We start from the raw sequence: 25,090 nt of genomic DNA, 5'->3' as shown, positions 1-25,090 counted from the left end.
AGCACAAGGGCAACTTTTGGCGTCCCTTCTTCAATTGTTTTACCCGATTCATTTGAGAAAGAGTATTATTGCGGTGCCGTGTGACGAGCGCGCGCAACCTCAACAGTGGGAAGCAATAGGAACAGGTACACATATGGACGACGCAATACAAGAGTTGTCAAACTCTCAAGCGCAAGAGCAGATTGCACTCCTGCTCAACGAATATCCTGTGGTGCGCCTTATTACGAAGAGCGATGTGCTCTGCAATAAATGTTTGCTCTTTGAAGAATGCGGAAAAATGGTCGCCGAAGAGCTTTTCGACCAAGGCGGCGGGGAAAGGGATTGGACGCTGCGTTTGGCGGGCGAAAGCTTCAAGGCCACGGCTCGCTATGTAAGTGTCGCCGGTGACCCTCGCGTGCTTTTGTGCGTATCGGCTCCTGAAGAGGAAATTGACCTGCGAAATCGCCATCTTCTGTATACCGATGCGTTGACGGGTATATACAATCGCCGCTTCTATGAAGACGAGTTGCGGCACCAACGTATTTTCGCGGGCGTTGCCGTTATCGATTTGGATGATTTCAAGCTTGTGAACGACTCCATGGGCCATCATGCGGGCGATTTGGCGCTGCATGCCGCTGTGGAGGCAATGAAGCGATGCATGCATGACTCCGATGTGTTCGTGCGTTTCGGCGGTGACGAATTCTTGCTCGTGATGCCTAATATCGATCAAGAGACCTTTTCGCACCGCCTTCACGCCATATGCGATGCCGTGGCGCAAACACCGATACCTAACTATGATAACCAGTTCCTTTCGGTGAGTATCGGTGGCGTTGTTGCCAATGGCGAGACCGTCGAGGCTGCCATGCAGCAAGCCGATGGGCTTATGTATCGCGCGAAAAGCACAAGGGGCTGCGTGGCTACCGATATCAACCCCCTCGAGTCGAGCGAATTTTGCAAGCCGCTTTTGCTTATTGTCGATGACGCCGAGGTGAATCGCATGATTCTGCGTGAAATGCTTGGTGACGAGTACGAAGTTATCGAAGCCGTGAACGGGCGCGAAGCAGTGAAGCTGTTGCAAGAGCATGGCAAAGAAATCTCACTCGTGCTGCTCGATATCATCATGCCCGTGATGAACGGTTTCGATGTGCTTTCCTATATGGTGTCGACCGACCTTATCGACGACGTGCCCGTTATCATGATTTCCGGCGAAAATTCCGACGATGCGGCGCTGCGCGCTTACGAGCTGGGTGCTTCAGACTATATCAGCCGGCCGTTCGATGCGCGCGTGGTGCGCCAACGCGTGAGCAATATCATGCGCCTGTATGCTCGCCAGCGTAGGCTGAGCGCATTGCTGTCGCGCCAGTATTTCGAGCGCGAAAGGGCAAACAGTATTTTGCTGGGCATCGTGGGCGGCGCCATGGATATGCATAATGGCGGAAGCGGTCTACACGCGCGGCATGTGTGCGCCATCACCAACCTTCTTATTGAATGCCTTATTGCCAAAACCGATAAATATGACATTACGGGGGAAGACCGCTCGAATATCGTGGCGGCTTCCATGTTGCACGACATTGGCAAACTGGCTATTCCCGATAATGTGCTCAACAAGCCGCAGGGCCTGACAAGCGAAGAATTCGAGATTATGAAAACGCATACCGTGAAGGGCGCCGATATGCTCGCCGGCTTGGATGCATACGATGAATATCCCCGCTTTTTCCGAACGGCGTGCGAAATTTGCCGTTGGCATCACGAACGCTGGGATGGCGGCGGCTACCCCGACGGGCTGAAGGGCGAGCAAATCCCTATTTCCGCGCAGGTCGTTTCGCTAGCCGATACCTATGACGCCCTTGTGAGCGAACGCGTGTATAAAAGCGCGCTGCCGCATGAGCGTGCCGTAGAAATGATTCTTCATGGAGAATGCGGCGAATTCAACCCGCTGCTCATAGAGTGCTTTGAAGAGTCGAGCGATCGTATTGCAGAAGAGGTTAAAAAGTCGGTGGGCGAATTCTTCCCCCCCCAGACAGTAGCAAGGAAAAGGAGTTAACGCATGACGACTCTCGAGCAAGCATACCATGAGCTTGGTTGTGATTATGAAGGGGTCACGAATCGCCTGATGGGCGATGCGCTGATCGCTCGTTTTGTGGGCAAATTTTTCGAAGACGAGAGTTTCGCCAAGCTCGGAGAGGCTCTTGCCGCGCAGGACGTGAAGGCAGCGTTCATGGCGGCTCATACGTTGAAGGGCGTGTGTCAAAACCTCGGACTCGACAATTTGTATGCGCCCTCAAGCGAGCTTACCGAGGTGTTACGTGCTGGCAGCCTCGAAGGCGCCGACGAGTTGTACGCGAAAGTGGCGGCCGAGTACCGTAAAACGAAAGAAGTGCTCACGCCCTGCTTGCAATGAGCCGTGAGCTGGGCGCTACACGTTTTTGCTCAAGGGTGTAATCAATCGTCGCTCGCGCAATCGGCGTTTTCGAGCGGTGTGTTCTTCGCAAGAAAAAAAGAGGGAATGCGGCCCAGGCCGCATTCCCTCTTTTGTATTCGCGAGAGCTGCGCCTGCCAATGCGGGTGCAGCGTATGGGCAAAGCTCGTCGGTTACAGGTGTTCTGCATCGAACCGACGGACGAGCGCTTCTTGGTGATTGGCGTAATTCAAGGCCGTTTCCTTGGTGATTTTGTCTTCCTTGAAAGCCGCGAACAGGGCTTGATCCATGGTTTGCATGCCAGCCTTCGCATTCGACGCGATAACCGAATCGATCTGGTACGCTTTTTCCTCGCGAATCAAATTGCGAATAGCGGTGTTCATAATCATGATCTCGAACACCGGCATGCTTCCGCCATCGACGGTAGGTACGAGCTGCTGGGCCACCGTCGCCTGCAGTACCATGGAAAGCTGAATGCGCATTTGGCGTTGCTGGCTAGGCGGGAATGCGTCAACGATGCGCTCGACGGTATCGGCGGCGCTGGTGGTGTGCAATGTGGAAAGCACGAGTTGCGCCATTTCGGCCGCGTTCACTGCGGTGCCGATGGTTTCGGCGTCGCGCATTTCGCCAAGCAGAATCACATCGGGGCTCTCGCGCATGGCCGAGCGCAGCGCTTCAGGGAACGTTGCGATATCGGTAGGCACTTCACGCTGCGTGATAATGCAGGTGCCATGCTTGTGCACGTACTCAATGGGATCTTCCATCGTAATGATGTGTCCCGTGCGGCCGTGGTTCATGCGGTCGAGCAAGCATGCGAGCGTGGTCGATTTGCCTGAGCCAGCGGGGCCGGTAATAAGCACGAGGCCCTTGTTCACATCGGCCAGCTGCATGACCTGCTCGGGAATGTGCATTTCTTCGGGCGTGGGCAGCCCAAAGGGAATCACACGAATAACCGCGCCGTACGAGCCGCGCTGGCGGAAAATGTTCGCACGGAAGCGCCCGACGCCAGAAACCGCAAAGCTGAAATCGTCATCGTGATTCATGCTTCGCTCGAACGGTTTCATATTGCGGCCGGCGAGCTCGTAGACAAGCGAGATGAACTCCTTGGTGTCGGCAGGGGTGAAAGGATCGGTGTCGGTGCGCACATGTACGCCGTTCGTTTGATATGAAAGCGGCAGTCCGGCATTGACGAATACGTCGGAGGCTTTGACGTCGATCATTTTCTTCAAAAGGCTCTGCAAATTCATGCTAACTCCTCGCGAATCTACTTCGTGTTGTTCGAAGACCACAGCTCGTCCTGCGGCGTTTCTTGTGCTGTCGTCAGTTTCCATTCCTCGACAGAGACCGACGCGTTTTCACGGGTTACTTTTGCGCACAGCGTTTTGCCGCTCGGCGCCGAAATAGTGAAAGAGACCGTTGAACCGTCGTACTCCGATTCGATATTCAAATCGCATGCGCCGTCTGCGGCTTTCGCGTTGTTCGCGATGGCATCGAGCTTGGCGGTCGTGAGCGCGGCTGCGACGTCGCCCTGACTAAGCGACTCTTCGATACCTGCGACCATGCGCTGCCCGCATGAGTCAATCGCGTACGCCTCGGTGAGCGACGTCGCCTGGCGATTCGCCATGGTGGCCTGCGCGTTTGCGGTGGTTGCGCACAGTACGGCGAGCACAGCCAAGAGCAATGCGGCAATAAGCGTGACCAGCGTAATGGGGCCAACGCGCAAGCCTTCGGTTTTCTTCGTCACCGCGCGCCCCCTTCCATATAGCGTTGTGCCTCGAGCGAATAAACCTCACCGGTATCGTCGCTTACGGCAATGTGAACGGTATACATGGTGCCGGCTGCCGTAGCTTCGCTTTCGACGGTGCGGTTCACGTGGAAGCTCGCGCCGTCCGCGTCGTTCACGTCGAATGCGCCGTTTTGCACACCCTGGGGGTTTGCTTCAAAATCCTCAGCGGCGTTTTGCGCAACGACGCAGGCTGCCGAGAGCCTGCTTGCGTTCGAGGATGCCTGCCATGAATGGGCGAACATCTGCGTGAATACGGCCAAACATGCGATAAGGAAGAACAGCAACACGAGCGATTCGACCAGAAATGCGGTGCTTGACCAGTTCGAACGGCGTTTATTGCGCGATGCGCCGCCGCTGCGTGCCAGGAAGTCGTAGTGTTCTTGACGAGGCATGTTAAGCACCCCCTTGCGCACTGCGCAGAGCCACGTTCGACGTGCCCTGGTCGGTGGTCACGCTTAAAAGGCCCTTCGAATACGTGAACTCGAATGTGTCGGAATCGGCCACGACCGATGCCTTCTCGGGTGTGTACGGGGTTCCGGCGATGCTGTATTCCTGCAAAATTTGGTCCTGGTACAAATAGAAGCGCGTTTCAAACGTGCCCGATTGCAGCTCTTCCACAATAACAAGCGAGCGACCCTCGGGACCCGTTCCCGTTGCAATCGCCCCTTGGGCATCGTTGGCATGCACCGCGTTGCATACAAGGGCGGCGCCCTGGCGCGAGCTGCTGCTCTGCGCGGCCGAATCGATGATTGATTTGTACACGAGCGCGCCCGTTGTGAGCGCCAGCAGCAGCGCGATAAAGAACACGCCTAAAACCAACTGGGGAAAAATACGCTTGGGCGAAAACGTTCGCCGCTCGGTTTCGAGCCCAAGGTGAGCGAGCGATGAATAGGCGCGTGTGCGCTGTTCGGCTTCGAGCTCTTCGGGCGTGGGCGCCATTTCGTCATGCGTATTCATCGCGGCGTCACCACCACGGTTGGCATCACGTTGTCGGCGAAGCTTTCGTAAGAAACAACATAGTCATCGTCGTTGACCACGACGCCGTAGTGTTCCTCCAAATGCTCCAGAGTTGACGGATAGCTGCCTTCGATTGCGCAGCATTGCTTGGCTGCGTTTATGATGCTCTCGCGAAGTGCGGCGGCGCCCTGCTCGCGTGCGTGCGTCTGCAGCGCACCTACAATGAGGAACGCTGCAACGAGCACGCATGCCACGGCGCATGTCACGGCTATGCGGCGCGTGCGGCGTTTTGCGAGTTGCGAATCTGTTATTTCGTGAAACATGGCGCGACCTTACGCAATCGATCCCATGATGCCGACGAGCGGCAGCATAACGGCGATGAGCGTGGCGCCAACGGCAACGGTAAGGAACGCGGCGAGCGCGGGCTCGACACTGTCGATGGCAGCACCAATTTGCGCGTTCGCGTCTTCAAAGAAAATGTCGGAAAGGTTGCGCAGAACTTCGTCGGTCGAACCCGAGCGCGTGTACACCAAAAGCATACGGCCGTATACGGGCTCGAACACTTCGTTTTCTACGATGGCCTGGCCTAGGCTGCGCGGGTTGTCCAAATCGGCCATGCTCGTGAGCGTGGCCTGCAGCTTTGGCATAAGGGCTTCGTGGTCGACCGTGGCTATGGCTTGGCGCAGCGCCTCTTCGTCTTGCACGCCGCTCGCGACGAACGCTGCGAGCGCGTTGGTGAAGCGCGACAAGGCTATTTGATACATCGCCTGGCGTGTTGCGGGGAACTTCTCGAACAGCTTTGCGACGCGCATGCGGCCGCTTTCGTTATGGGAAAGCCCCCATAAAACGAGTGCGGCGATGGTGGCCACTAACACCACGATGAGTGCGACCCAACCAATGGCGACCGAAACGCCCACCATGGAAAACGACCCGTTTGTCAGCGAGCCTGCGATGTTGTCATAGGTTTTCGAGAAGATGGGCAAAATCCAAATGACCGTGAATGCCAAGATGATGCTCATTACACACAAAAGCGCAGCTGGGTAGCCAACTGCGTTTTGTAGCTTCGCGAACGATCGCCGCTCGCTGTCGTAATACGAGCCAAGGCTGCGCAGCACGCGCTCGGTACGGCCCGATGCCTCGCCCACGCGCACCATCTCGACGGCATAGGCGGGAAATGCTTCTGTCGCCTGCATCGATTCCGAAAGGGTTTCACCAGCTACCAAGTGCGAATACGCTTTGTCGCATACGCGCTTGAACTGCGATTCGGCCCGATTTTCCGAAAGCATGTGCACCGCTTCGTCGGTTTGCACGCCTGCAGCGAGCATGGTTGCCACGCTTGAGCAAAACGCGCTAATGGCGCTGCTTTCTAAGAGTTTATCTGCCATCGCATCTCCTCGTTCCTTCAAATAATGCCCGTATTGTGCCACGTTTTGCCTGCGGTGGGGGCACCAGAGCAAATTTTTTGCTGGCACCTAGTACACAAATCGGTCGGTATAGCTTTTGCCATCGCCCACGTTTTCGCCGCCGCCGCTTGCCGCGAACGTCAAATCAACGCGACTCCACGTATTCGGGCTTACGCTGAATTGGGCGCTTTTCCATGTGCCGTCGATATAGACCATAATCCATGCGTGATAGATATTGCCCGGCGAAACGTACCCGGTGACGATTTTGGTGGGAATGCCTTGGCTTCGCAGCATGGCCGCGCCCAGGCTCGCGTAATCGAAGCAGATGCCCGTACCGCTTGCGAGCGTTTCGTCGGGGTTGGGCACATACCCGGCCGCGCTTTTCAACTGTTCGGCTTTCGCGTCGTCATACGATACGTTGTCGACGATCCACGTGCATATGGCCTCAAGCGCCTCGGCCTCGTTCGTCGAGTTTGCAACGAGCTCGCGCGCCTTTTTCACGCACGAGCTTTCCTCATTGAAATCGCAATAGACGTTAGGCCTTACGAAAGGCGCGAATTCGCTTTTGAGCGAAACGCTGGCCGTGGTGCTGTAGAGCTCCACGTAGTTGTTCCCCTGCGTGTTCAGCATAATGCGGAAGGTGTAGGTGCCATCGCCGAAGGCGAGCGGATATACGATAGGCGTGCCGTCGTTCGGCAAATCGCAGTTCGCGCTGTGGTCGCCTTGCGTGATTTGGAGTTTCAGATGGGCGTCGCTTGTGGCGCAAGCCCCTACGAATCCGTTTTCGGTTTGGCTTGTGTCGATGCTCGCCGTGGCGTCACCTGTGGCGGCCTGAGGGTTGAATGCTGCAGGCGTGATGTTTGGGGCGGGCGAAAATGCGGCGCCTTCTGCCTGGTTGGTTTGGCTGCAGCTGGAAAGGCTTGCGCCAGCGAGAAGGATGAAGACGAAGGTGACAAGCACAGTTAACAGGCGCGCCCCGCATTTGGGCGCGCGCGGCAAGGCGGGGTTTGCGTTAGACGTGTTCATCGAGAGCCAGTATATACCAAGGAGGGAGCGGCGAAGGAGGGAGCGGCGGCATTGGCGGGGTGCTTCTAACGGGCGCCTGTGGTTTCTGCGGCGCGCGGCATGTGCAGGGCGATTCGGGATTGCAGTTTGGTATGCGCCCGCTGCGGTCAAGGTCGAGCGCCTGCCCATGTGTGCGCGGTGCGCGGTTTTTCATGCTCCAAGTGAAGAAAGTTTTGAGGATTGTTTCAGCTTTTGGTGGGGCGCAATGTGAATTGTTTGTTGCGGCGAAAAATGGAACAAAGGTTACAGCAATTTATAAATTTGCTGTAACGGTCTAATGAACAGGCATTATGAAGGCAACCGATAAATTCGCGCTGTATACGTAGATTTACTTTAATGGTAAAATCATCCTGATTAAGTAGTGCCATGTGCCCCTGGCCCAAAATCAAACCTCATATTCGATTTTGGGCTAGGGGGCATGTGCTGCCGAAAACAGCAAGACAACCGACCGAAGGCAAACGGTCGATGGGGTGGATTGAAATGAACGAGAAAACGAAGAAGGCTCAGAAAACCAAAGCGGCAAGCTTGGCTGATCGCTACTCGTTTGGGCACAAGGCCCTCTCGGTGGTGTTGTCGGTGGTTCTGTTGGGCTTTGGCTGGCCCGCAGTAAACCCGGCTGAAGTGTTCGCGAACGACGATTCTGCCGCGCAAAGCGAAGTGGCCCAAACGCAGGAAAGCGCGACGGGTGCGACCGATGTGTCTGCTGCACAGCCGGCGGTGCCGGCCTCGAGCGAGCAAGCGGTTGAAGCTTCCAGCGCCAATCAGGCTGCCGATGCGAATACGGCCGCTTCGACGAGCGCTGCAGCGGCAAGCGAGCAGCCCGCGACGCAGCCCTCCCAGCCTTCCGCCAACAAGGCAGCTTCTGCCGATGCCGCCGCTCAGGTGAAATCTGAGTACGATATCGCACTTGAGCTGAACAACGCATCTATTAAAAAGGCCGACGGCACCGATGCCGTTATCAGCCTGCCCGCAACCAAAGTCACCGTGCCTTCGGGCAATGATTTCAAATTCACCGTGGTGCCCGATAACGGCTACAAGCTGAATCGCGTGCTCGTAAACGTTGGCGGACAGCAATCGCCCCTTGCTGCCGACGATGCCGGTGTTTACACCATTGAGGCCTCTGCCTTCGAGGCCGGCGTGACCATCACCCTTGAAACCGAAAAAGACGCAGTTACTGCGTCTGTTGAAAATGCCGTATCGATTGACGAACCCGTAACCCAGGAAAGCAATGCCGCAAAGGCTGTCAGTGATGGCCCCATTTCTGGGCCGAATGTTGTTGCCCAGGGTGATTCGATTACTCTTACCTACAACGGTGATATGAAAATCGACAACTGGTATGGCGACACTGGGCTGTTCCCCGGTTGGGAAGTTTCCGCCGATAAGAAAACCCTTAAATTGACAGCAACCAGCAATTGGGCTTTTATCGGTTCTTCGAAACCCACCACGATTTCTTTGGGTTACATCGACGGGCAAGGTGTGTGGCACAACCAAGGTGACGATTGCTTCAAGTTTAACGTGACCGTTAAAAAGCGTTCGTTTACCGTCGTTCAGCCCGCAGCAAAATCGGTTGGTGACGATTGCTTCTGGATCCCCCAGATTAAAGACAACGAAACCGGCAAAATCATCGATCTTATGAGAGATGCTCCTAGCGGGTCTTTCTACCCATTCGAATACTATCGCGATGGCGTGAAGCTTAATGCGTCACAATACTGGCATAATCCCGATGATTTCAAACAGCCTGGCAACTACACGGTGAAAATCAAGCCCGACAAAGGCTGGATTTACGATTTAGGCGACCAATCCGAAATCGTTATTCCGATTCCCACCCAAAAGCCCGACGACGAGACGTTCGAAATCACTGGCCCCGATACCGTCGAACAATTCAAAAATATCATACTTAAAACCAATGCCGACACCGATGTCACGTGGACGTCGAGCGATCCATCTATCGCTACCATTGACGCGAGCGGCAAAGTGACTGGCGTGGCCGAAGGAAAAGTCACTATTACGGCGACCGCTATTGCCGCCGACGGCAAAGTGCTCACGGCAACGCATGACGTCACGGTAACGAAGTCGACCGCGCAAACGAACTCCGCGAAGCTCTTCTTCCTGAAGGGCCCGACGAGCAATCCCGATTCGAACTCCGCGCGCGACTGGTTCCCGACTGGCGGAAGTAGCAATCTTAATGTCAAAGTGAATGTCGATGGCGCTGTTTTTAGCGGCAAAAACACGTGGGACAACGTTGCGAACCGTGTCGTAAGTTGGCCCGATGGTTCCACTGGCACCACTTGGACATTGCCGCGCGCCAATTCCTATTGGAGCCAGGTTTTCAACAACTACAAAAACGAAATACAGAACAAGCTGCACGTCTCGATTACCGAAGATGACGTCGAGGCTATTGTTCTGCACCCCTACAAGATTTCCAAGAACAGCGGTGTCTACCATCTCGACTGCAAGGTCGAAATCAAAGTTAAGCAGGTTGTGACGGCGACGTTCTGGATTCAGTCTCCCGGCGCGACTGGCTTTGACGAGCAATATTCGGTTTCGACGCTTGAAGTCAAAGATGGCGTGGCGCAGGTCGTTGCTCCCGAGGCTCCTGAGGCGGAGAAGACCGTCGACGGCACGAAGTACAAGTTCATGGGTTGGTATTCCGACGAAGCCTGCACGCAGGCGGTTACCTTCCCCATTACGACAAGCGAAAACGTTTTCTATTACGGCAAATATGTGCCCTGCGACCAGTCAATCCAGGTGAACTACTATCTCGAGGGAACGACGAAGCCTGTTGCCCCGTCTAAGACCCTTACCGGATATATGAAGGGCCAAAGGGTCACGCAGGAGCCGATCGCTATTCCCGGATACACTCCTGTATCGGGTGAGGCCAAGATGGGCGTCGTGGGTACCGATGCGTCGATCGATTTCTTCTACAGGGCGAATATCGTTAAGTATAGAGTTGAATACTACTGGAACGGTTCCGATAAACCGTTTGAAACCGACAAAGCTTCTGATAAGTGCGGCGATACCATCAGCGGCATTGCGCCTAAATCGTTCAGCGGCTATACCGCGGTGAACCCCAATCCGAAAAGCCTCACGCTTTCTGGCGATGAAGACAAAAACGTTGTCAAGTTCTACTACTACAAGAACGTGACGCTTACGGCGAACTCCGACACCAAGACCTATAACGGCTCCGAGCAAAGCGTCGACGGGTACACGACTAATCTGCGCGAAGGAACGATCGCTTCCTTCGACGGCGTTACGCTCAATGGCGGCAAGGGTACCAATGCTGGTGACTATGCCTACACGTTTGCCGACGGCACCGTGGGCAAGGTGAGCACCGACAATAACTATATCGTCACTGAGTTGAACCCTGGTAATTTGCATATCAGCCCCGTTAAAAATGAGGTCACCATCACGATTGCCGGCCACAAGGGTGGCGAGAAGTATAACGGCGATGAGCAGACTGTCGAGGGTTACGATGTGTCTGACCTTCCTTCTGGCGTGAGCAAGGATGACATTGCTTCCAATGGCTCCGCGGAAGTCAAGGCTGCCGATGCTGGCACCTACCCAATGAACCTGAATGAAAAACAGTTCTCGCTTACCGGCGATGCTGCCAAAAACTATACCAACGTGAAATTCGTTGTGACCGATGGCGAACTCAAGATTGATAAGCGTGCCGTTACGCTTACGTCTGAGGACGGTCACAAGAACTACGATGGTAAGACGCTGCAGCGCCGTACCAACCTTAAGGTAGGCGGCGACGGCTTTGTGGGCAACGATGGCGTTCTCGCCAAAGACAAGCTCACCTGGTACGACGAGAACAACATTCTTCCTGGAACGTACGAGAATGAGTTTGAACCTGCTTATACCGAGGGTACTAACCTTGATAACTACGAGGTCACGCTCAAGTTTGGCGAATTGGTAGTCAACGCTCGCTCCGATAAGGATAAGTACCAGATTACGGTTACCGCTAAGTCTGACACCAAGCCCTATAACGGCAACGTGTACACTGTTTCTGGCGTGGCTGATACCACCTTTACCAACGACAAGGGTGCAACTTTCATCGTTGAAGGCCTGAGCGCAAGTGTCTCCGCCACCGATGCGGGCGAGTACGACAATAAGGTGGTCGGCACCGCCGTGGTGAAGGATGCCCAGGGCAACGATGTCACTTCTCAGTTCAATGTAACCACGGTTGACGGCAAGCTCGTTATCAATAAGCGCAATGTGGTTCTCGTTTCCGAGTCTCACGGCTTCACCTACGATGGCCTAGATCACGATTGGCAAAAGGTGAATGTCGACCCCAACTCCGATGGCTTTGTTAATGGTGAGAGCGTTGCCTATAAGGATTTCGCTTCGATCAAGGATGTTGGAACGAAGGACAATTCCTTTGATTTCGATTGGAGTAACGCTAAAGAGCAGAACTACAACATCACCAAACGCTACGGCTCTCTTGCTGTGAGCGCGGGTGATATCAATAAATATGTGACGTTGAACACAACCGACGTTGAGGAAACCTACAACGGCGAGCATCACATTGCGGGCGAGGCTACCGCAATCGATCAAAACGGCAACAGCCTTGTGGTCGAATACCAGAAGTCGGACGGCAACTGGACCACTGACCGCAATGAGGTCTATGCCGTGAATGTCGGCGAGTACGGAATTGTGAATGTCCGCGTCTCTTCTCCTGCGAACTATGGCGAGGGTAGCTACGTTACCGGTACCGAGAGGCTCGTTGTTAAGCCTATCGACATTGAGCTTACCGCAAAAAGCGATAATAAGCCGTACAGCGGCACCGCTCTGACCAACAATGGTTATGACATCACTAACGGTGCTTTTGTTGGCGATGAGGGTCTGGACTCCGTGACTGTTTCCGGCAGTCAACTTGAGGTCGGTAGTTCCAGCAACGTGATTGACGCGTACAGGCTCAAGGGCAACACGAAGGCCGAGAACTACAACATCACCCCTAAGCCGGGTACTCTCGAGGTCACCGCTTCGCATGCTGTCGTTGTTGTTAAAATCGAAGGTAATAAAGATAGCCAGAAGTACAGCGGCGTCGAACAGAGCGTCTCTGGCTACAAAGTTACCGGTGTGACTGTCGATGGCCAGGAGTCCACGCTCTACCCTGCGGCCGAAACTGACTTTACTTTCAGCGGCGCCGCGACTGCGGCACGCACCGATGCGGGCACTACTCAAATGGGCTTGAGCGCCGAACAGTTCAAGAACGCAAATAAGAATTTCTCTAACGTCACCTTCGAAGTCGAAGACGGCTCCATGACCGTTACTAAGCGTGCGGTCACGTTGACCTCTGCGACTGACAAAAAGACCTACGACGGTGACGCCCTTACTAATGATACTGTTACGGTTTCCGGTGACGGCTTCGTTGACGGCCAGGGCTTTACGGCAAATGTGACCGGATCGCAGACTAATGCTGGTTCGAGCGACAACACTTTCACTTATGAGCTCACCGGCGGCGCGACCGAGGGCGAGAACGGTAATTACACTATTGCAAAATCCGAGGGTAAGCTGACGGTAGACCCCATTACGGCCCCTGTAACGATCACCATTGCTGGTAAAACCGCAACTGGCACCTACAACGGCAAAGAGCTTACGGCCGAGGGCTATACCTTTGCGTCCGACAATACGTACTACACGCAGGACAAAGTTGCGTTTTCTGGAGATAGCAAGGTTGCCCGTACCGATGCCGGCAAGACCGAGATGGGCCTGCCCGGCAAGTTCGCCAATGCCGATACAACCAACTTTACCAACGTCACCTTTGTCGTGACTGACGGTCACGTCGACATCGCCAAGGCTGACGTGACCCTGAAATCCGCCGACCTCACCAAACCCTACGACGGTACGGCCCTCACAAACAAAAATGGTGGCGAGACCGAGACTCCTCTTGCGACGGAATCTGGCTTCGCCGAGGGCGAGGGAGCGACCTATAGCTTCTCTGGATCCCAGACTGTTGTCGGCTCGAGCGCCAACGCCTTCAACTACACGCTGAACGAAGGCACCAAGGCCGAGAACTACAACATTACCGTCACCCCCGGCACGTTGACCGTCACCAACCGTGACGCCAAGTACCAGATCACGGTCAAGGCCAACTCAGATACCGCCACCTACGACGGCAAGCAACACTCTGCCACTGGCATCGAGACCAATGAGTTCACCACGGTCGAGCGTAACACGTATACCGTCTCTGGCCTTACTACCGAGAACCCCGTCAAGACCAACGCTGGCACCTACCCCAACAACATCACCGGCACCGCTGTGGTGACGGACGCTAACGGCAACGATGTGTCTGACCAGTTTGAGGTTACGACAAAGAACGGTTCTCTCGTCATCGACAGGGCCGCTGTCACCATGAAATCCGCCTCTGACGAGTGGACCTATGACGGTAACGAGCACGCCAAGCAAGATATGGAGTTTGTGAACGGCTTCGCCGAGGGTGAGGGTGCGACCTTTGCCTATACCGGCGCCATCACTAACGTTGGCGAGGCGGAAAACACCTATACCTATACACTCAACGCCAATACGAGCGCGGACAACTACACCTTCGCCGAGCCCGAGTACGGCACTCTGAAGGTGAACCCCGTTACCGATAAGGTCACCGTCACCATCAAGGGCAAGCAGGACACTAAGTCCTACAACGGCTCCACGCAGTTCGTGACCGGCTATGACTTCTCCACCAATAACAGCCTCTATGCACAGACCAACGTCAAGTTTACGGGCGATGCTACCGCAAAGGGTATCGCTGTTGGCAGCTACAATATGAACCTTGCCAAGGAGCAGTTCTCCAACACCAATGAGAACTTCTCCAACGTCGAGTTCGTGGTTGAGGACGGCTGGCTCAAAATTGATGGCGGCGAAATCGACCAGAATGGTGTTTCGTGGAACACGCACGACAATCAGAAGGTCTATGAGGGCACGCCTCTTGCCGCCTACGCCGCGACCGCGACCGATAAGCATGGCAATGCACTGAATGTCGAATACAGCATTGATGGCAAAACATGGACGAGCGACCCGTCCCAGATCACGATTACCCACTTTGGTTACCAGGTCGTGCAGCTGCGCGCCACTGGCTCCAACTATGCAGAAGGCCAGTACGCCACCAGCTTCGAGGGCATCGCGATCACCAAGCGTCTTGTGACGCTGACTTCCGAGGGCGGCAACAAGCCGTATGACGGAACTCCGCTTACCAACGGCACCGTCACCGCAACCGCCAAGGGTAAAGGTGTTGGCTTTATCGACGGCGAAGGCGTTTCCTTCAACGTTACCGGTTCCCAGACCGAGAAGGGCGAAAGCGATAACACCTTCGACTATACCTTCAACGAGGGCACCAGCGCGGCCGACTACTGGGTCACGCCCAAGTACGGCAAGCTCATTGTGACCGCTGACGAGAACGAGGTCGTCGTCACTATTGCCGAGAACGGCGGCAACGTTGAGTACGATGGCACCGAGAAGTCTGTCTCTGGCTATAAATTCTCGGCATCTAATGAGTTGTACAAGAAATCCGACTTCATCTTCAGCGGCAACGACACTGTCAAGGGTACAAACGTCGGCACCTACGACATGGAGCTCAAGCCTAGCGACTTCACCAACAACAACCAGAACTTCTCCAAGGTTACGTTCGTGGTTGTCGATGGTCGGCTGAACATCACGCCCAAGGACATCAAGACTGGCGAGAACATGACGGTGGAGGCTCCTGCAAACGTCACGTACAACGGCCAGCCTCAGCAGGAGGAGCCCGTCGTTAAGGACGGGGATAAGACTCTGGCGAAGAACGTTGACTACACGCTTTCTTACAGCAAGGACACTACAAACGTCGGCACCGTTACCGTTACCGTGACCGGTAAGGGCAACTACTCCGGCAGCGCCGACGTGGAATACCAGATTCTCAAGCGCTCTGTGGTTCTCGAAAGCGCGACAGACTCTAAGCCCTACGATGGCACTGCTCTTACCAGGCCTAATGTCACTGTGACGGGCGACGGCTTTGTCGAGGGCGAAGTCACCAACGTTCGCGCTACCGGCTCCGTGACCACGGTTGCCGAGGGCGAGGTTGTCAATACCATCGTTTACGACGAGGGCGTCAACTTCAAGGCGGGCAACTACGACATCACCAAGAAAGAGGGCAAGCTCTCCATCACTGCGCTTTCCGCAGAGGATGGTCTGGTCATCACGCCCAACAACGTCGAATACACTTACAATGCCGAGTCTCATTCCGCAGGTTTGGCAAGCGCAAGTGCGTCTGTTGCTGGCGTTAATGTGAGCCTTGAGTACCGCGTTAAGGGCTCGCCCGACGCCGAATGGCGCAGCAACGTGTCTGAGATTACGGCAATTAATGCCGGTACGGTGACGATCGAGGTTCGCGCCTCTGCTGATAACTACAGCGGTTACAAGTACGCCGAACAAACCCTCACTATTAATAAGCGCGACGTCGAGCTGACTTCCGCAAGTGCGACCAAGGTCTACGACGGTACTGCCCTCACCAAGGATTGGGTCGACATGGGCCCGAACCGTGCTGACACCGGTTTCATCTGGACCGACCTCGCCGACGACGGCCAGGTTCATGCGACTGGCTCCCAAACTGTGGTTGGGAAGAGCGAAAACACCATATCGTACAAGCTCAAAGCTGGTGCTGCGAGCAATTACAACATCATTGGTGAACACCTCGGCACCCTTGAGGTAACGGAACAGTCCATCGTGTCTGACCCCAAGAATCCCGAGAGCTACACGGGTGTCACTATGAGCAATCCTTCCGATTCCGTTTATAACGGCGAGGAGCATAAGTGGACCCCCGAGGTCAAAGACGCCAAGGGCAACGTACTGGTCGAGGGTGCCGATTACACGGTTTCCTACGACACGGATAATTTCACTGATGCGAAGACCATCAAGGTGACTATTACCGGCACCGGCAACTACACCGGCGTCGCCACCAAGACCTACAAGATTACGCCTGCTCCGCTCAAGGTCATTGCCGACAGCGCTTCCAAGCCTTATGACGGCAAGCCGCTCACCGCAGGCGGCGTTATCGAGGGCCTTGTGGACGGTGAGACCGCTACTGCTCAAACCGAAGGCTCCCAGACCGAGGTTGGCTCCTCCGTCAATACTGCAAAGGAGAGCATCGAGTGGGGTGCTGCTACTAACAAAGACAACTACTACATCCAGTCTCTGACCGACGGCAAGCTCACTGTTACGGCTAAGAGCATCATGCCTACCGACGATAATGGCATGAGCGTTAGCAGCCCGAGCGACGTCACCTACAACGGCGCCGACCAAACCTGGACGCCCGTCGTGAAAGACGGCGATAAGGAGCTCTCCGCTGACGATTACACAGTGAGCTACAGTACCGAGGATCGCACCAATGTCACCGGGGTTATTACCGTGACCATCATGGGCAAGGGCAACTACACGGGCGCTATTGAGAAGAACTACCAGGTCCTGCCCAAGGGCTACAGCGTTACCACCGCAACCGGCTCCAAGGTTTATGACGGCAAGCCGCTCAAGGGCGCCGAGCTTGAGGGCAACGCGGTCGACGGTCTGGTGGACAGCAGCGATGCTACCTTCGCCGTGACCGGCTCTCAGACCGAGGTCGGCGGCGACGCAAAGAACAACACCTACGAGCTCACGTTCTCAAGCGAGCAGATGGCCAAGAACTATACGCTCGCCAGCGAGCAGCTCGGCACGCTCACCGTTACCGAGAACGCCGACGAAATCGTGGTCACCACCACGGGTGGCGAGTTCACCTACGACGGCCAGGCGCATGGCGCCACCGTCTCGGTGAGCGAGCTTCCCGAGGGCTACACGCTTGAGAGGGCCGAGTCGAGCGCGATGGCTACCGATGTCACGACCGACGACGTGATTGCCGACGCCGATACCCTGGTCATTAAAAACGCCCAGGGCGAAGATGTGACCAATAAGCTCAATATCAAGAAGATCCCCGGCACCATCAAAGTGACGCCTGCGACACTCACGGTGACCACCTACGGCGCAAAGGCCGAGTACAACGGCAACGCGCTTACCGCCGATGGCACCATTGAAGGCTTCGTGAACAATGAAACCGTGACCTTCGCCACCACGGGCTCGCAGACTTATGTGGGCGAAAGCGATAACACTTACAGCATCGCGTGGGATGGTACTGCTAAGGAAAGCAACTACACCGTTGCGCCAATCATCGGCAAGCTCAAGGTGACCGACAATATTGACAACAGCAAGGTCATCAATAAGGGCCACGAGAGCGGTACCTATGACCTTGGCGCCACGGTGAACTTCGCTATTACGGCGAAGAACGTCTACGATACGCCGCAGACCATGACCATCTCGGAAATCGAGGGCGTCACGCTCGACCAGAGCGTGTTTAAGAACGTCGCCCCTGGCGCGTCAATCGAGGCGCATGCGACTTATACCATCACTGAGGCCGACCTGCTGGCTGGCACGTTCGTGAATACCGCGACTGTCACGTTCGGCAACGGCAAGAGCTACAAGAATACCGACGAGGTTGACGTTGCTAAGCTCAACGCGCACCTGAGCGTCGTAAAAGCGACCACGAGCACGCCCGCCAACGGCAGCGCGTACCAGCTGGGCGAGACAATCGAATACGCCGTTACGGTGACCAACGACGGCAACCTTACCGCGAACGACGTTGCGGTAAGCGACGAGCTTGCTGGCGTTCAGCTTGCTGAGGGCCAGAATGCCAACGTTGGGACACTGGCTCCGGGCGCATCTGCCACGGTGAACTATGTGTACACGGTGACCGAGGCAGACGTGCTTGCTGGTAACGTGCGCAACAACGCTACCGCAACGGGCACCCCCAACGGCGGCGGTACGCTCGACGTTACGCCTGGCACTACCACCGACCCCACGGGTCCTGCGGCGGGCCACATCACTGTGGTTAAAACCACCACGAGCACGCCTGAAAACGGCAAGGCCTACCAGCTCGGTGAAAAGATCGTTTACAGCATCCATGTTGTGAACGACGGTAACCTCACTGCTAGCAACGTAAAGGTTTCCGACGCCAACGCGGACAACTTCGGCGAGAAGGTTATCGAGAGCCTGGCGCCCGGCGCGTCTGAAGACTTCGAGGCAACCCATACGGTGACCGAGGCCGATGTGCTCGCGGGCACGGTGACCAACGTTGCCACGGCGAAGGGCACTTCGCCCGACCCGAATGCTCCCGAAGTTCCCGTGACCCCGGGCACGAAAGACGAACCCACCGATACGCCGAACGCGCACATCACGATCGTCAAGCATGCCGAGCAGAATGGCTCGGGCGAGGCTGGTGCCTTCAAGCTCGGCGAGACAATTGAATACGCCATCACGGTTACCAACACGGGCAACCTCACGGCGACCGGCGTGAAGGTTTCCGACGCCAACGCCGACAACTTCGGTGAGAAGACCATCGAGAGCCTGGCGCCCGGCGCGTCCGAAACGTTCACCGCCTCCCATACGGTGACCGAGGCCGATGTGCTTGCGGGCAAGGTGAATAATGTCGCCACGGCGAAGGGCACCTCGCCCGACCCGACCGCTCCCGAAGTTCCCGTGACGCCTGGCGAAGATACGAAGATCGTCGATCCCGTGAACACGACGCTTACGGTGGCCAAGCAAGCGGCCGCACCCGCCAATGGCGAGGCCTACCAGCTGGGCGAAGAGGTTGTCTATACGATTAGCGTGACCAACAGCGGCAACGTCGCGTACAGCAACGTGAAGGTCTCCGATGCTCAAACTGGCCTGAACGAGGTTATTGGCACGCTGGCCGTGGGCGAGACGAAGACGTACGAAGCGAAGCATGTCATTACCGAACAAGACATCGTTGCCGGTGTGTATGTGAACACCGCTACGGCAAAGGCCGACCCGATTTTCGACGGCAATGGCGCGTCGCATACGCCTCAGGGCGAAGCGACTGAAACCATTGGCGCGAACACCGATAAGCCTCTCGTCCCCGGCAGCGCGAACCTGGCGGTTGAAAAGGTCGTCACCAATGAGGGCACGGGCGAATCCGGCGCCTTCAAGTTGGGCGATACCATCGAATACAAGATTACCGTGACCAACAACGGCACCCTCACCGCCAAGGGCTTCAAGGTTATCGATAACAACGCCGATGGCTTCGAGCCCGTTACTATTGACGAGCTTGCCCCCGGCGCTACGACCGATGCCATTTCCGCGAAGCATGTGGTGACGAGCGATGACATTCTGGCGGGCAGCGTGTTCAACGTTGCCACCACTGCTGGCGGCACCACGCCCGACCCGAAGGTCGACCCTGAGCCTACGCCTGGCGAAAACGATCAGCCGGTCGATGCGGTGAACGCCACGCTGAACGTTGAAAAGACCGCTGCAGCTTCCGCGAGTGGCTCTTACAAGCTCGGCGAGGGAGTTGTCTACACTATCAAGGTGACCAACAACGGCAACGTTCCCTACGAGAACGTGAAGGTCGCAGACGGGCAGACTGGCCTGAACGAGACCATCGATATGCTGGCCGTGGGCGAGACGCGCACCTTCACCACCACGCATGTGGTTGATGAAGCCGACATCATCGCTGGTTCCTATACCAATGTGGCAACTGCGACTGCCGACCCGATTCACGACCCGAAGACTGGCGCCGACGTTACGCCGCAGGGCTCCGATGACGAGACCATCGGCGCGAACACCGACAGGCCCATCGAGCCTTCAAACCCGGCGCTGCGCATTACTAAGACGAGCGACGTCGCTGCAGGCACGCTGCTCAAGGAAGGCGATGCAGTTACCTATACGGTGACGGTCGAGAACACGGGCAACCTCACGCTCACCAACGTGAAGGCGGCCGATAACCTGGCTGGTGCCACGCTTGCCCCGGGCCAGAGTGACACGCGTGCCGAGCTTGCTCCCGGCGAGCAATTCAGCGTGAACTACGTGTACGAGGTCACCCAGGCCGACGTGGTTGCGGGCAGCGTGCATAACGAGGCCACGGCTTCTGGCGTGTCGCCCGACCCGAACAAGCCGGTTGATCCCGGTGCGCCCGGCACCAAGGATGACCCGACCGAGACCGCCAAACCTTCGTTGAGCATCCAGAAATCGAATAACGGCTCCGCTGATGTTGCTGCCGGAAGCACGGTGAGCTACACCATCACCGCTACCAACAACGGCAACGTTGACCTGACGGGCGTCGTGGTTACCGACGAGCTCACCGGCTTCACGAGCGATGCGTTCGATTTGGCCAAGGGCGAATCGAGGACCTTCGACACTTCCTACACCGTGCAGGAATCTGACATCGTGAATGGCTCCATCGTGAATGTCGCCAAAGGCGAGGGTACCGATCCCAAGGGCGGCACGGTGACGGACGAAGGCTCTGCCACCACCACGACCGAGGCCATGAACGGTGCGCTGATCGTTGAGAAGAAGGCCGAAGCGGGCGTGTATGGCACGGGCGATACTGTGAACTACGCCATTGCGGTTTCCAACACGGGCAACGTAGCTTTGTCCAACGTGAAGGTTGTCGATGCGAAGACCGGCCTTGATGAGACGTGCGATTTGGCCGTGGGCGAGACAAAGACGTTCACCACGAGCTATACGGTGACGATGGAAGACGTCGCTGCCGGTACGCTTGCGAACGTCGCGACCGCCACGGGCAGCGACCCGAAGGGCAACCCGGTTACGGGCAGCGACACCGAGACTATCGGCAACACGCCGCAGCCTAACCCGAGCGAGCCTGACGGCCCGAGCCTGAAGCGCGCGTTCGAAGCGCAGACGCCGAGCGATGTTGTCTACAATGGTGCCTCTCAGCAGCAGAAGCCTGTGGTGAAAGATGGCGAGACCACGCTTTCCGAAGGCACCGACTACGAGCTTTCGTATAGCGCCGATACCACCAACGCGGGCACGGTGACCGTGACCGTGAAGGGTAAGGGCAACTATGAGGGCTCCGTTGATGTGACGTATCAAATTCTGAAGAAGGCCGTGAAACTCGTATCGAGTGACCTTACGAAGCCTTATGACGGCACTCCGCTCGTGAATGGCGACGTGGCGTTGGCGACCAACGACGGATTCGTTGACGGCCAGGGCGTGAACCTTACGTTCACCGGTTCGCGCACCGATGAAGGCACCACGCTTCAGGGCAATACCTTCACCTGGGAAGCGAAGCCCGGCACGAACCTTGACAATTATGCGATTGAGGCGGCATTCGGCTCTCTTACCGTGACGCCGAAGTCCATCGTGCCCGGCGATGCCAACGGCATGAAGGTGAGCGCGCCTTCCGATAAGGTGTACACCGGCGCCGAGCAGAAGTTCGTGCCCGTTGTGACCGACGGCGAAAAGACGCTCGTTGAGGGCGTGGACTACGCCGTTTCCTACGCGGGCGCCAACGGCGAGGCCAAGGCCGACTTCACCAACGTGACCGGCTCCATTACCGTAACTATTACGGGCATGGGCAACTATGCGGGCAGCGTCGCTCAGTCTTACCAGATTACGCCGAAGCCCTACACAGTTGTGACCGCCGCCGCGACCAAGGTCTACAACGGCACGGGCATCGTGGGCGCCGACCTTGAGGGCAGCGCGGTCGATGGCCTTGTGAGCGATTCCGACGCGGCGTTTGTCGTAACGGGCGAGCAGCCCGGTGTTGGCTCTTCGACCAACACCTACGAGCTTACGTTTGCGAGCGAGCAGATGGCCAAGAACTATACGCTCGCCAGCGAGCAGCTCGGTACGCTCACCGTTACCGAGAACGCCGACGAAATCGTGGTCACCACCACGGGCGGAACCTTCGCCTACGACGGCCAGGCGCATGGCGCCACCGTTTCGGTGAGCGAGCTTCCCGAGGGCTACACGCTTGAGAAGGCTGAATCGAACGCGAGCGCGACCAATGTCGCCGACGGCACGGTTGTTGCTACTGCCGACACGCTCGTGATTCGCAACGCCCAGGGCAAAGACGTGACCAATGAGCTGAAGATTCGCAAGATCGACGGCGAAATCCAGGTCACCCCGGCGCCTTTGAGCGTCGAAACCGGCTCGGCCACGAAGACCTATGACGGCAGCGCGCTTACCAACGCCACGTTGAAGGTTGACGGCTTGGTTGCGGGCGATGTCGTAACGGGTCGCACGACGGGAAGCCAGACTGAAGTTGGCTCGAGCGCGAACACCTATACCCTGACGTGGGGCGAGGTTGACCCGGCGAACTACGAGATTACCGAGCAGCTCGGCGTGCTCACTGTCGAAGCTGCCGTTGCTCCGGTTGCTCCTGGTCCGCAGCAGCCCAGTGGCCCGGTTGTCGTGCCCCCCACGGCGACTGAACCCGCCGGTCCTGCAGATGTCGTTGCTGACGCGCTCGAGGGGGCTTACGAAACGGTGACGGGCGATAAGGCCACCGAAGAGCAGATTTACGATTCCGAGAACCCGTTGGGTAAGGAACAGGCCGCGCATTGCTGCGTGCATTGGTACATGATCCTGGTCATGATTTTGACTGCTCTCTACGGTGTTGCGGTGTGGCTGCGTCGCGGAAACCACACGCGTAAGCTGAAGAACGATATGAACAACATTCTTGGTGGTGGCGACGACGGGAAAGACCCAAGCGGGTCCCCTGTTGCCACCAATCATCCCGCGGGAATGGAGGCCTAAGCCATGAAGAAGAGCAATTTCATCGTGCTGGGCATTTCCGCCATTGCTGCCGCCCTGCTGCTTGCGCTGTGGTATTACCTGGGCTTCAACCATATCGATAACCCACTCGATTTGGTTCTTGCCATTGTGTGGTGGGTTGGTATTGCGGTTATCGCGGTGGTCATCGCCCGTCTTGAGCGCCAACGCCAACGCCAGATTCGCACGATTTACGTGTCGCCGACGGCGCTGTACAACAGCGAAAGCGGCGTTGTGGGACTCAAGGGCGCTACAGCAGTTGAGGGCATGCAGAGTATTCTGCGGAACCTGAAGTATGGGTTTGACAAAAAGGCTATGCCCGAGCAGGCTAAGTTCGATTATCGCTTTGTGGTGCAAACCGACGAATTCAAGCCTGCCGATGAAGAGAAGCAGGAAGAAGGCACTTGGAAAGGCACGGTTATTCGCATCGACCGCGAAAACGGTAACGAGGAAATCGGCTTCGACAACGAGCAAGCCTTGAAAGAGGCGCTTGTGGCTGCCTAAAATGCAGCAGGTTGCTTGGTCAACGTGCGAGGTGATTCTTGGCGCTTGGGTTTGATGCCCTCCCTGAAATATCAGAAAAGGCCCGCTCGATGAGCGGGCCTTTTTGCTTGAGCGCGGCGGTTGAGTTTGAGTGGGAAACGGCGCTCTATGCGCGTGACTCTTCTCGTTCCCACGCGGTTGTTTTTCGCGCTGGCATTTTTACGGATTGCACTGTTTGCAGGGCGAATAGCCTTCCGAAATAAGCTCGTCGCGCGTGGCTGTGGCCTCTTGCTTGTTGTTGTCGGCTATGTCGTTGACCGAAGAACAGGTCGGGCAATGGAACTTCATGCTCTTGGTGTTGAGCACGTATTCTTGCGACCCATATGAGGTGGCCGAGCCTTTCTCGGAACCCGCGCCGTTGCTGGGATTCTTTGCGTCGCTCGAACCGGATGCGTTGTTTGCCTGGTTGGTTTGGCTATTTTCGGTATTACTCCTCGGAGTCGTATTATTCGTGCTCTCCGAGCGAGCATTTCCATTGGAGCTTTTGGCAGATGCGTCGCTGGCTTCTTTGCCGGTCGCGTTCGGCGCCGTGCTCGCGCCGGTAGTGGTTGCCTCGCCGCCGGTCGCCACATGTGGCACGTCGCTCGACTCCCGACTTTTGCCCGTAACGTAATCGATTTCCACGCCGGGTTCTACGTTGTACACGAACACGTTGAAGCGAACGGCTTGCCCGCCATCTTCGATCGATTCCGCTTCCATTTGCACGCCGCGTGCTACGAGGTCGTTCGCGGCAAAAATGGGCGTCACGCGATAGAGCACGTGGTTGCCCGTTTGCTTCACGTAATTGGCCACGATGTTTTCGTAATAAGTCATGCCAACAGAATTCATGGTGCGCGTGCCCGTGATGAGGTTTTTCTCGTTGGCGTCTTCTCCGCAAAGCTGATGCGCGATCAGATGGCTGCGGTTATAGAGCATTTCCTGGTCAACGAAATCGTAGCGGTGCTGCTCCCAGCCGCTTGGGTGCACCTGCGAAATATCGCCGCGAGGCGCATTGCTCAGCGTGTCGGTGCCGATACGCGCGAATGCCGCGCCGCAGCGCCCTTCGAAATCGAGGTCGGAGAATTCCATGAATGCGCCGCGTTTGAAGTCGTCGTCGGTAAAGCCTGGCTCGCCGTTGTTGACGTCAATGCAAAGCGCGCCCGAGTATTCGGGAATGTCGGCAATCTGCACGGCGGCGGGGTTGCTCGTTTGGGCGCCGCTGAAAGAGCCGCTCTCGCACGCGGCGAGCGGCAACGTGCAGCACAGCGCAAGGGCGATGGCAGCAAACAGCGCCGCAAAACGCGCGGATATGGTGCGAGATTCATGCTCGCGAGAAGGTATCTGCATCAAAGCGATGCCTTTCCGAAAAAG

The 25,090-nt window shown here is 56.6% G+C and carries 12 protein-coding genes; 4 read left to right on the top strand and 8 right to left on the bottom strand.

Going from position 1 to position 25,090, the window contains the following annotated elements; translation table 11 throughout:
- The first annotated feature begins 133 nt into the window (after nt 1-133).
- Together DMP05_RS01410 and DMP05_RS01405 are read left to right on the top strand one after the other, a co-directional pair.
- Nucleotides 134-2,023: a diguanylate cyclase gene (locus DMP05_RS01410; protein ID WP_123218841.1), complete on the top strand. Its 1,890-nt coding sequence runs from the start codon at nt 134-136 to the stop codon at nt 2,021-2,023.
- A 3-nt stretch (nt 2,024-2,026) separates the two neighbouring features.
- Nucleotides 2,027-2,380 carry an Hpt domain-containing protein gene (locus tag DMP05_RS01405; RefSeq protein ID WP_123218840.1) on the top strand — a complete coding sequence of 118 codons (354 nt, stop codon included), beginning with the start codon at nt 2,027-2,029 and terminating at the stop codon, nt 2,378-2,380.
- Nucleotides 2,381-2,571: 191 nt separating this feature from the next.
- Here DMP05_RS01405 and DMP05_RS01400 read toward each other — a convergent pair whose 3' ends face one another.
- From DMP05_RS01400 to DMP05_RS01370, 7 genes are all read right to left on the bottom strand, one after another.
- Complete coding sequence (locus tag DMP05_RS01400) at nt 2,572-3,645, bottom strand: type IV pilus twitching motility protein PilT (protein ID WP_123218839.1); 1,074 nt, start codon at nt 3,643-3,645, stop codon at nt 2,572-2,574.
- A 17-nt stretch (nt 3,646-3,662) separates the two neighbouring features.
- Nucleotides 3,663-4,142, bottom strand: a complete 480-nt coding sequence (locus DMP05_RS01395) for a hypothetical protein (protein ID WP_123218838.1) — start codon at nt 4,140-4,142, stop codon at nt 3,663-3,665.
- Nucleotides 4,139-4,576 (bottom strand): hypothetical protein, encoded by a 438-nt coding sequence (locus DMP05_RS01390; protein WP_123218837.1) that lies wholly within the window; start codon nt 4,574-4,576, stop codon nt 4,139-4,141. Before DMP05_RS01390 ends, DMP05_RS01395 begins: the two co-directional genes overlap by 4 nt.
- 1 nt (nt 4,577) lies before the next feature.
- Nucleotides 4,578-5,141: a DUF4860 domain-containing protein gene (locus tag DMP05_RS01385; RefSeq protein WP_123218836.1), complete on the bottom strand. Its 564-nt coding sequence runs from the start codon at nt 5,139-5,141 to the stop codon at nt 4,578-4,580.
- Nucleotides 5,138-5,464: a hypothetical protein gene (locus DMP05_RS01380; RefSeq protein ID WP_123218835.1), complete on the bottom strand. Its 327-nt coding sequence runs from the start codon at nt 5,462-5,464 to the stop codon at nt 5,138-5,140. Before DMP05_RS01380 ends, DMP05_RS01385 begins: the two co-directional genes overlap by 4 nt.
- A gap of 9 nt (nt 5,465-5,473) precedes the next feature.
- Nucleotides 5,474-6,526 (bottom strand): type II secretion system F family protein, encoded by a 1,053-nt coding sequence (locus tag DMP05_RS01375; protein ID WP_123218834.1) that lies wholly within the window; start codon nt 6,524-6,526, stop codon nt 5,474-5,476.
- An 87-nt stretch (nt 6,527-6,613) separates the two neighbouring features.
- A complete protein-coding gene (locus DMP05_RS01370) occupies nt 6,614-7,504 on the bottom strand; it encodes a transglutaminase-like domain-containing protein (protein WP_161957439.1) in 891 nt (296 codons plus the stop codon).
- A gap of 585 nt (nt 7,505-8,089) precedes the next feature.
- Here DMP05_RS01370 and DMP05_RS01365 point away from each other — a divergent pair.
- Nucleotides 8,090-23,182: a DUF7507 domain-containing protein gene (locus DMP05_RS01365; protein WP_161957438.1), complete on the top strand. Its 15,093-nt coding sequence runs from the start codon at nt 8,090-8,092 to the stop codon at nt 23,180-23,182.
- Between the two features lie 3 nt (nt 23,183-23,185).
- On the top strand, nt 23,186-23,701 hold the full coding sequence (locus DMP05_RS01360) for a hypothetical protein (RefSeq protein WP_123218831.1): 516 nt from the start codon (nt 23,186-23,188) through the stop codon (nt 23,699-23,701).
- Nucleotides 23,702-23,899: 198 nt separating this feature from the next.
- On the opposite strand, the gene DMP05_RS01355 is transcribed toward DMP05_RS01360, so the two are convergent.
- Nucleotides 23,900-25,066 carry a DNA/RNA non-specific endonuclease gene (locus DMP05_RS01355; protein WP_123218830.1) on the bottom strand — a complete coding sequence of 389 codons (1,167 nt, stop codon included), beginning with the start codon at nt 25,064-25,066 and terminating at the stop codon, nt 23,900-23,902.
- Between the last annotated feature and the right edge of the window lie 24 nt (nt 25,067-25,090).

Source organism: Slackia isoflavoniconvertens, assembly GCF_003725955.1.
GTDB classification, from domain to species: domain Bacteria; phylum Actinomycetota; class Coriobacteriia; order Coriobacteriales; family Eggerthellaceae; genus Slackia; species Slackia isoflavoniconvertens.
This window is presented reverse-complemented; position numbering and strand designations above follow the sequence as displayed.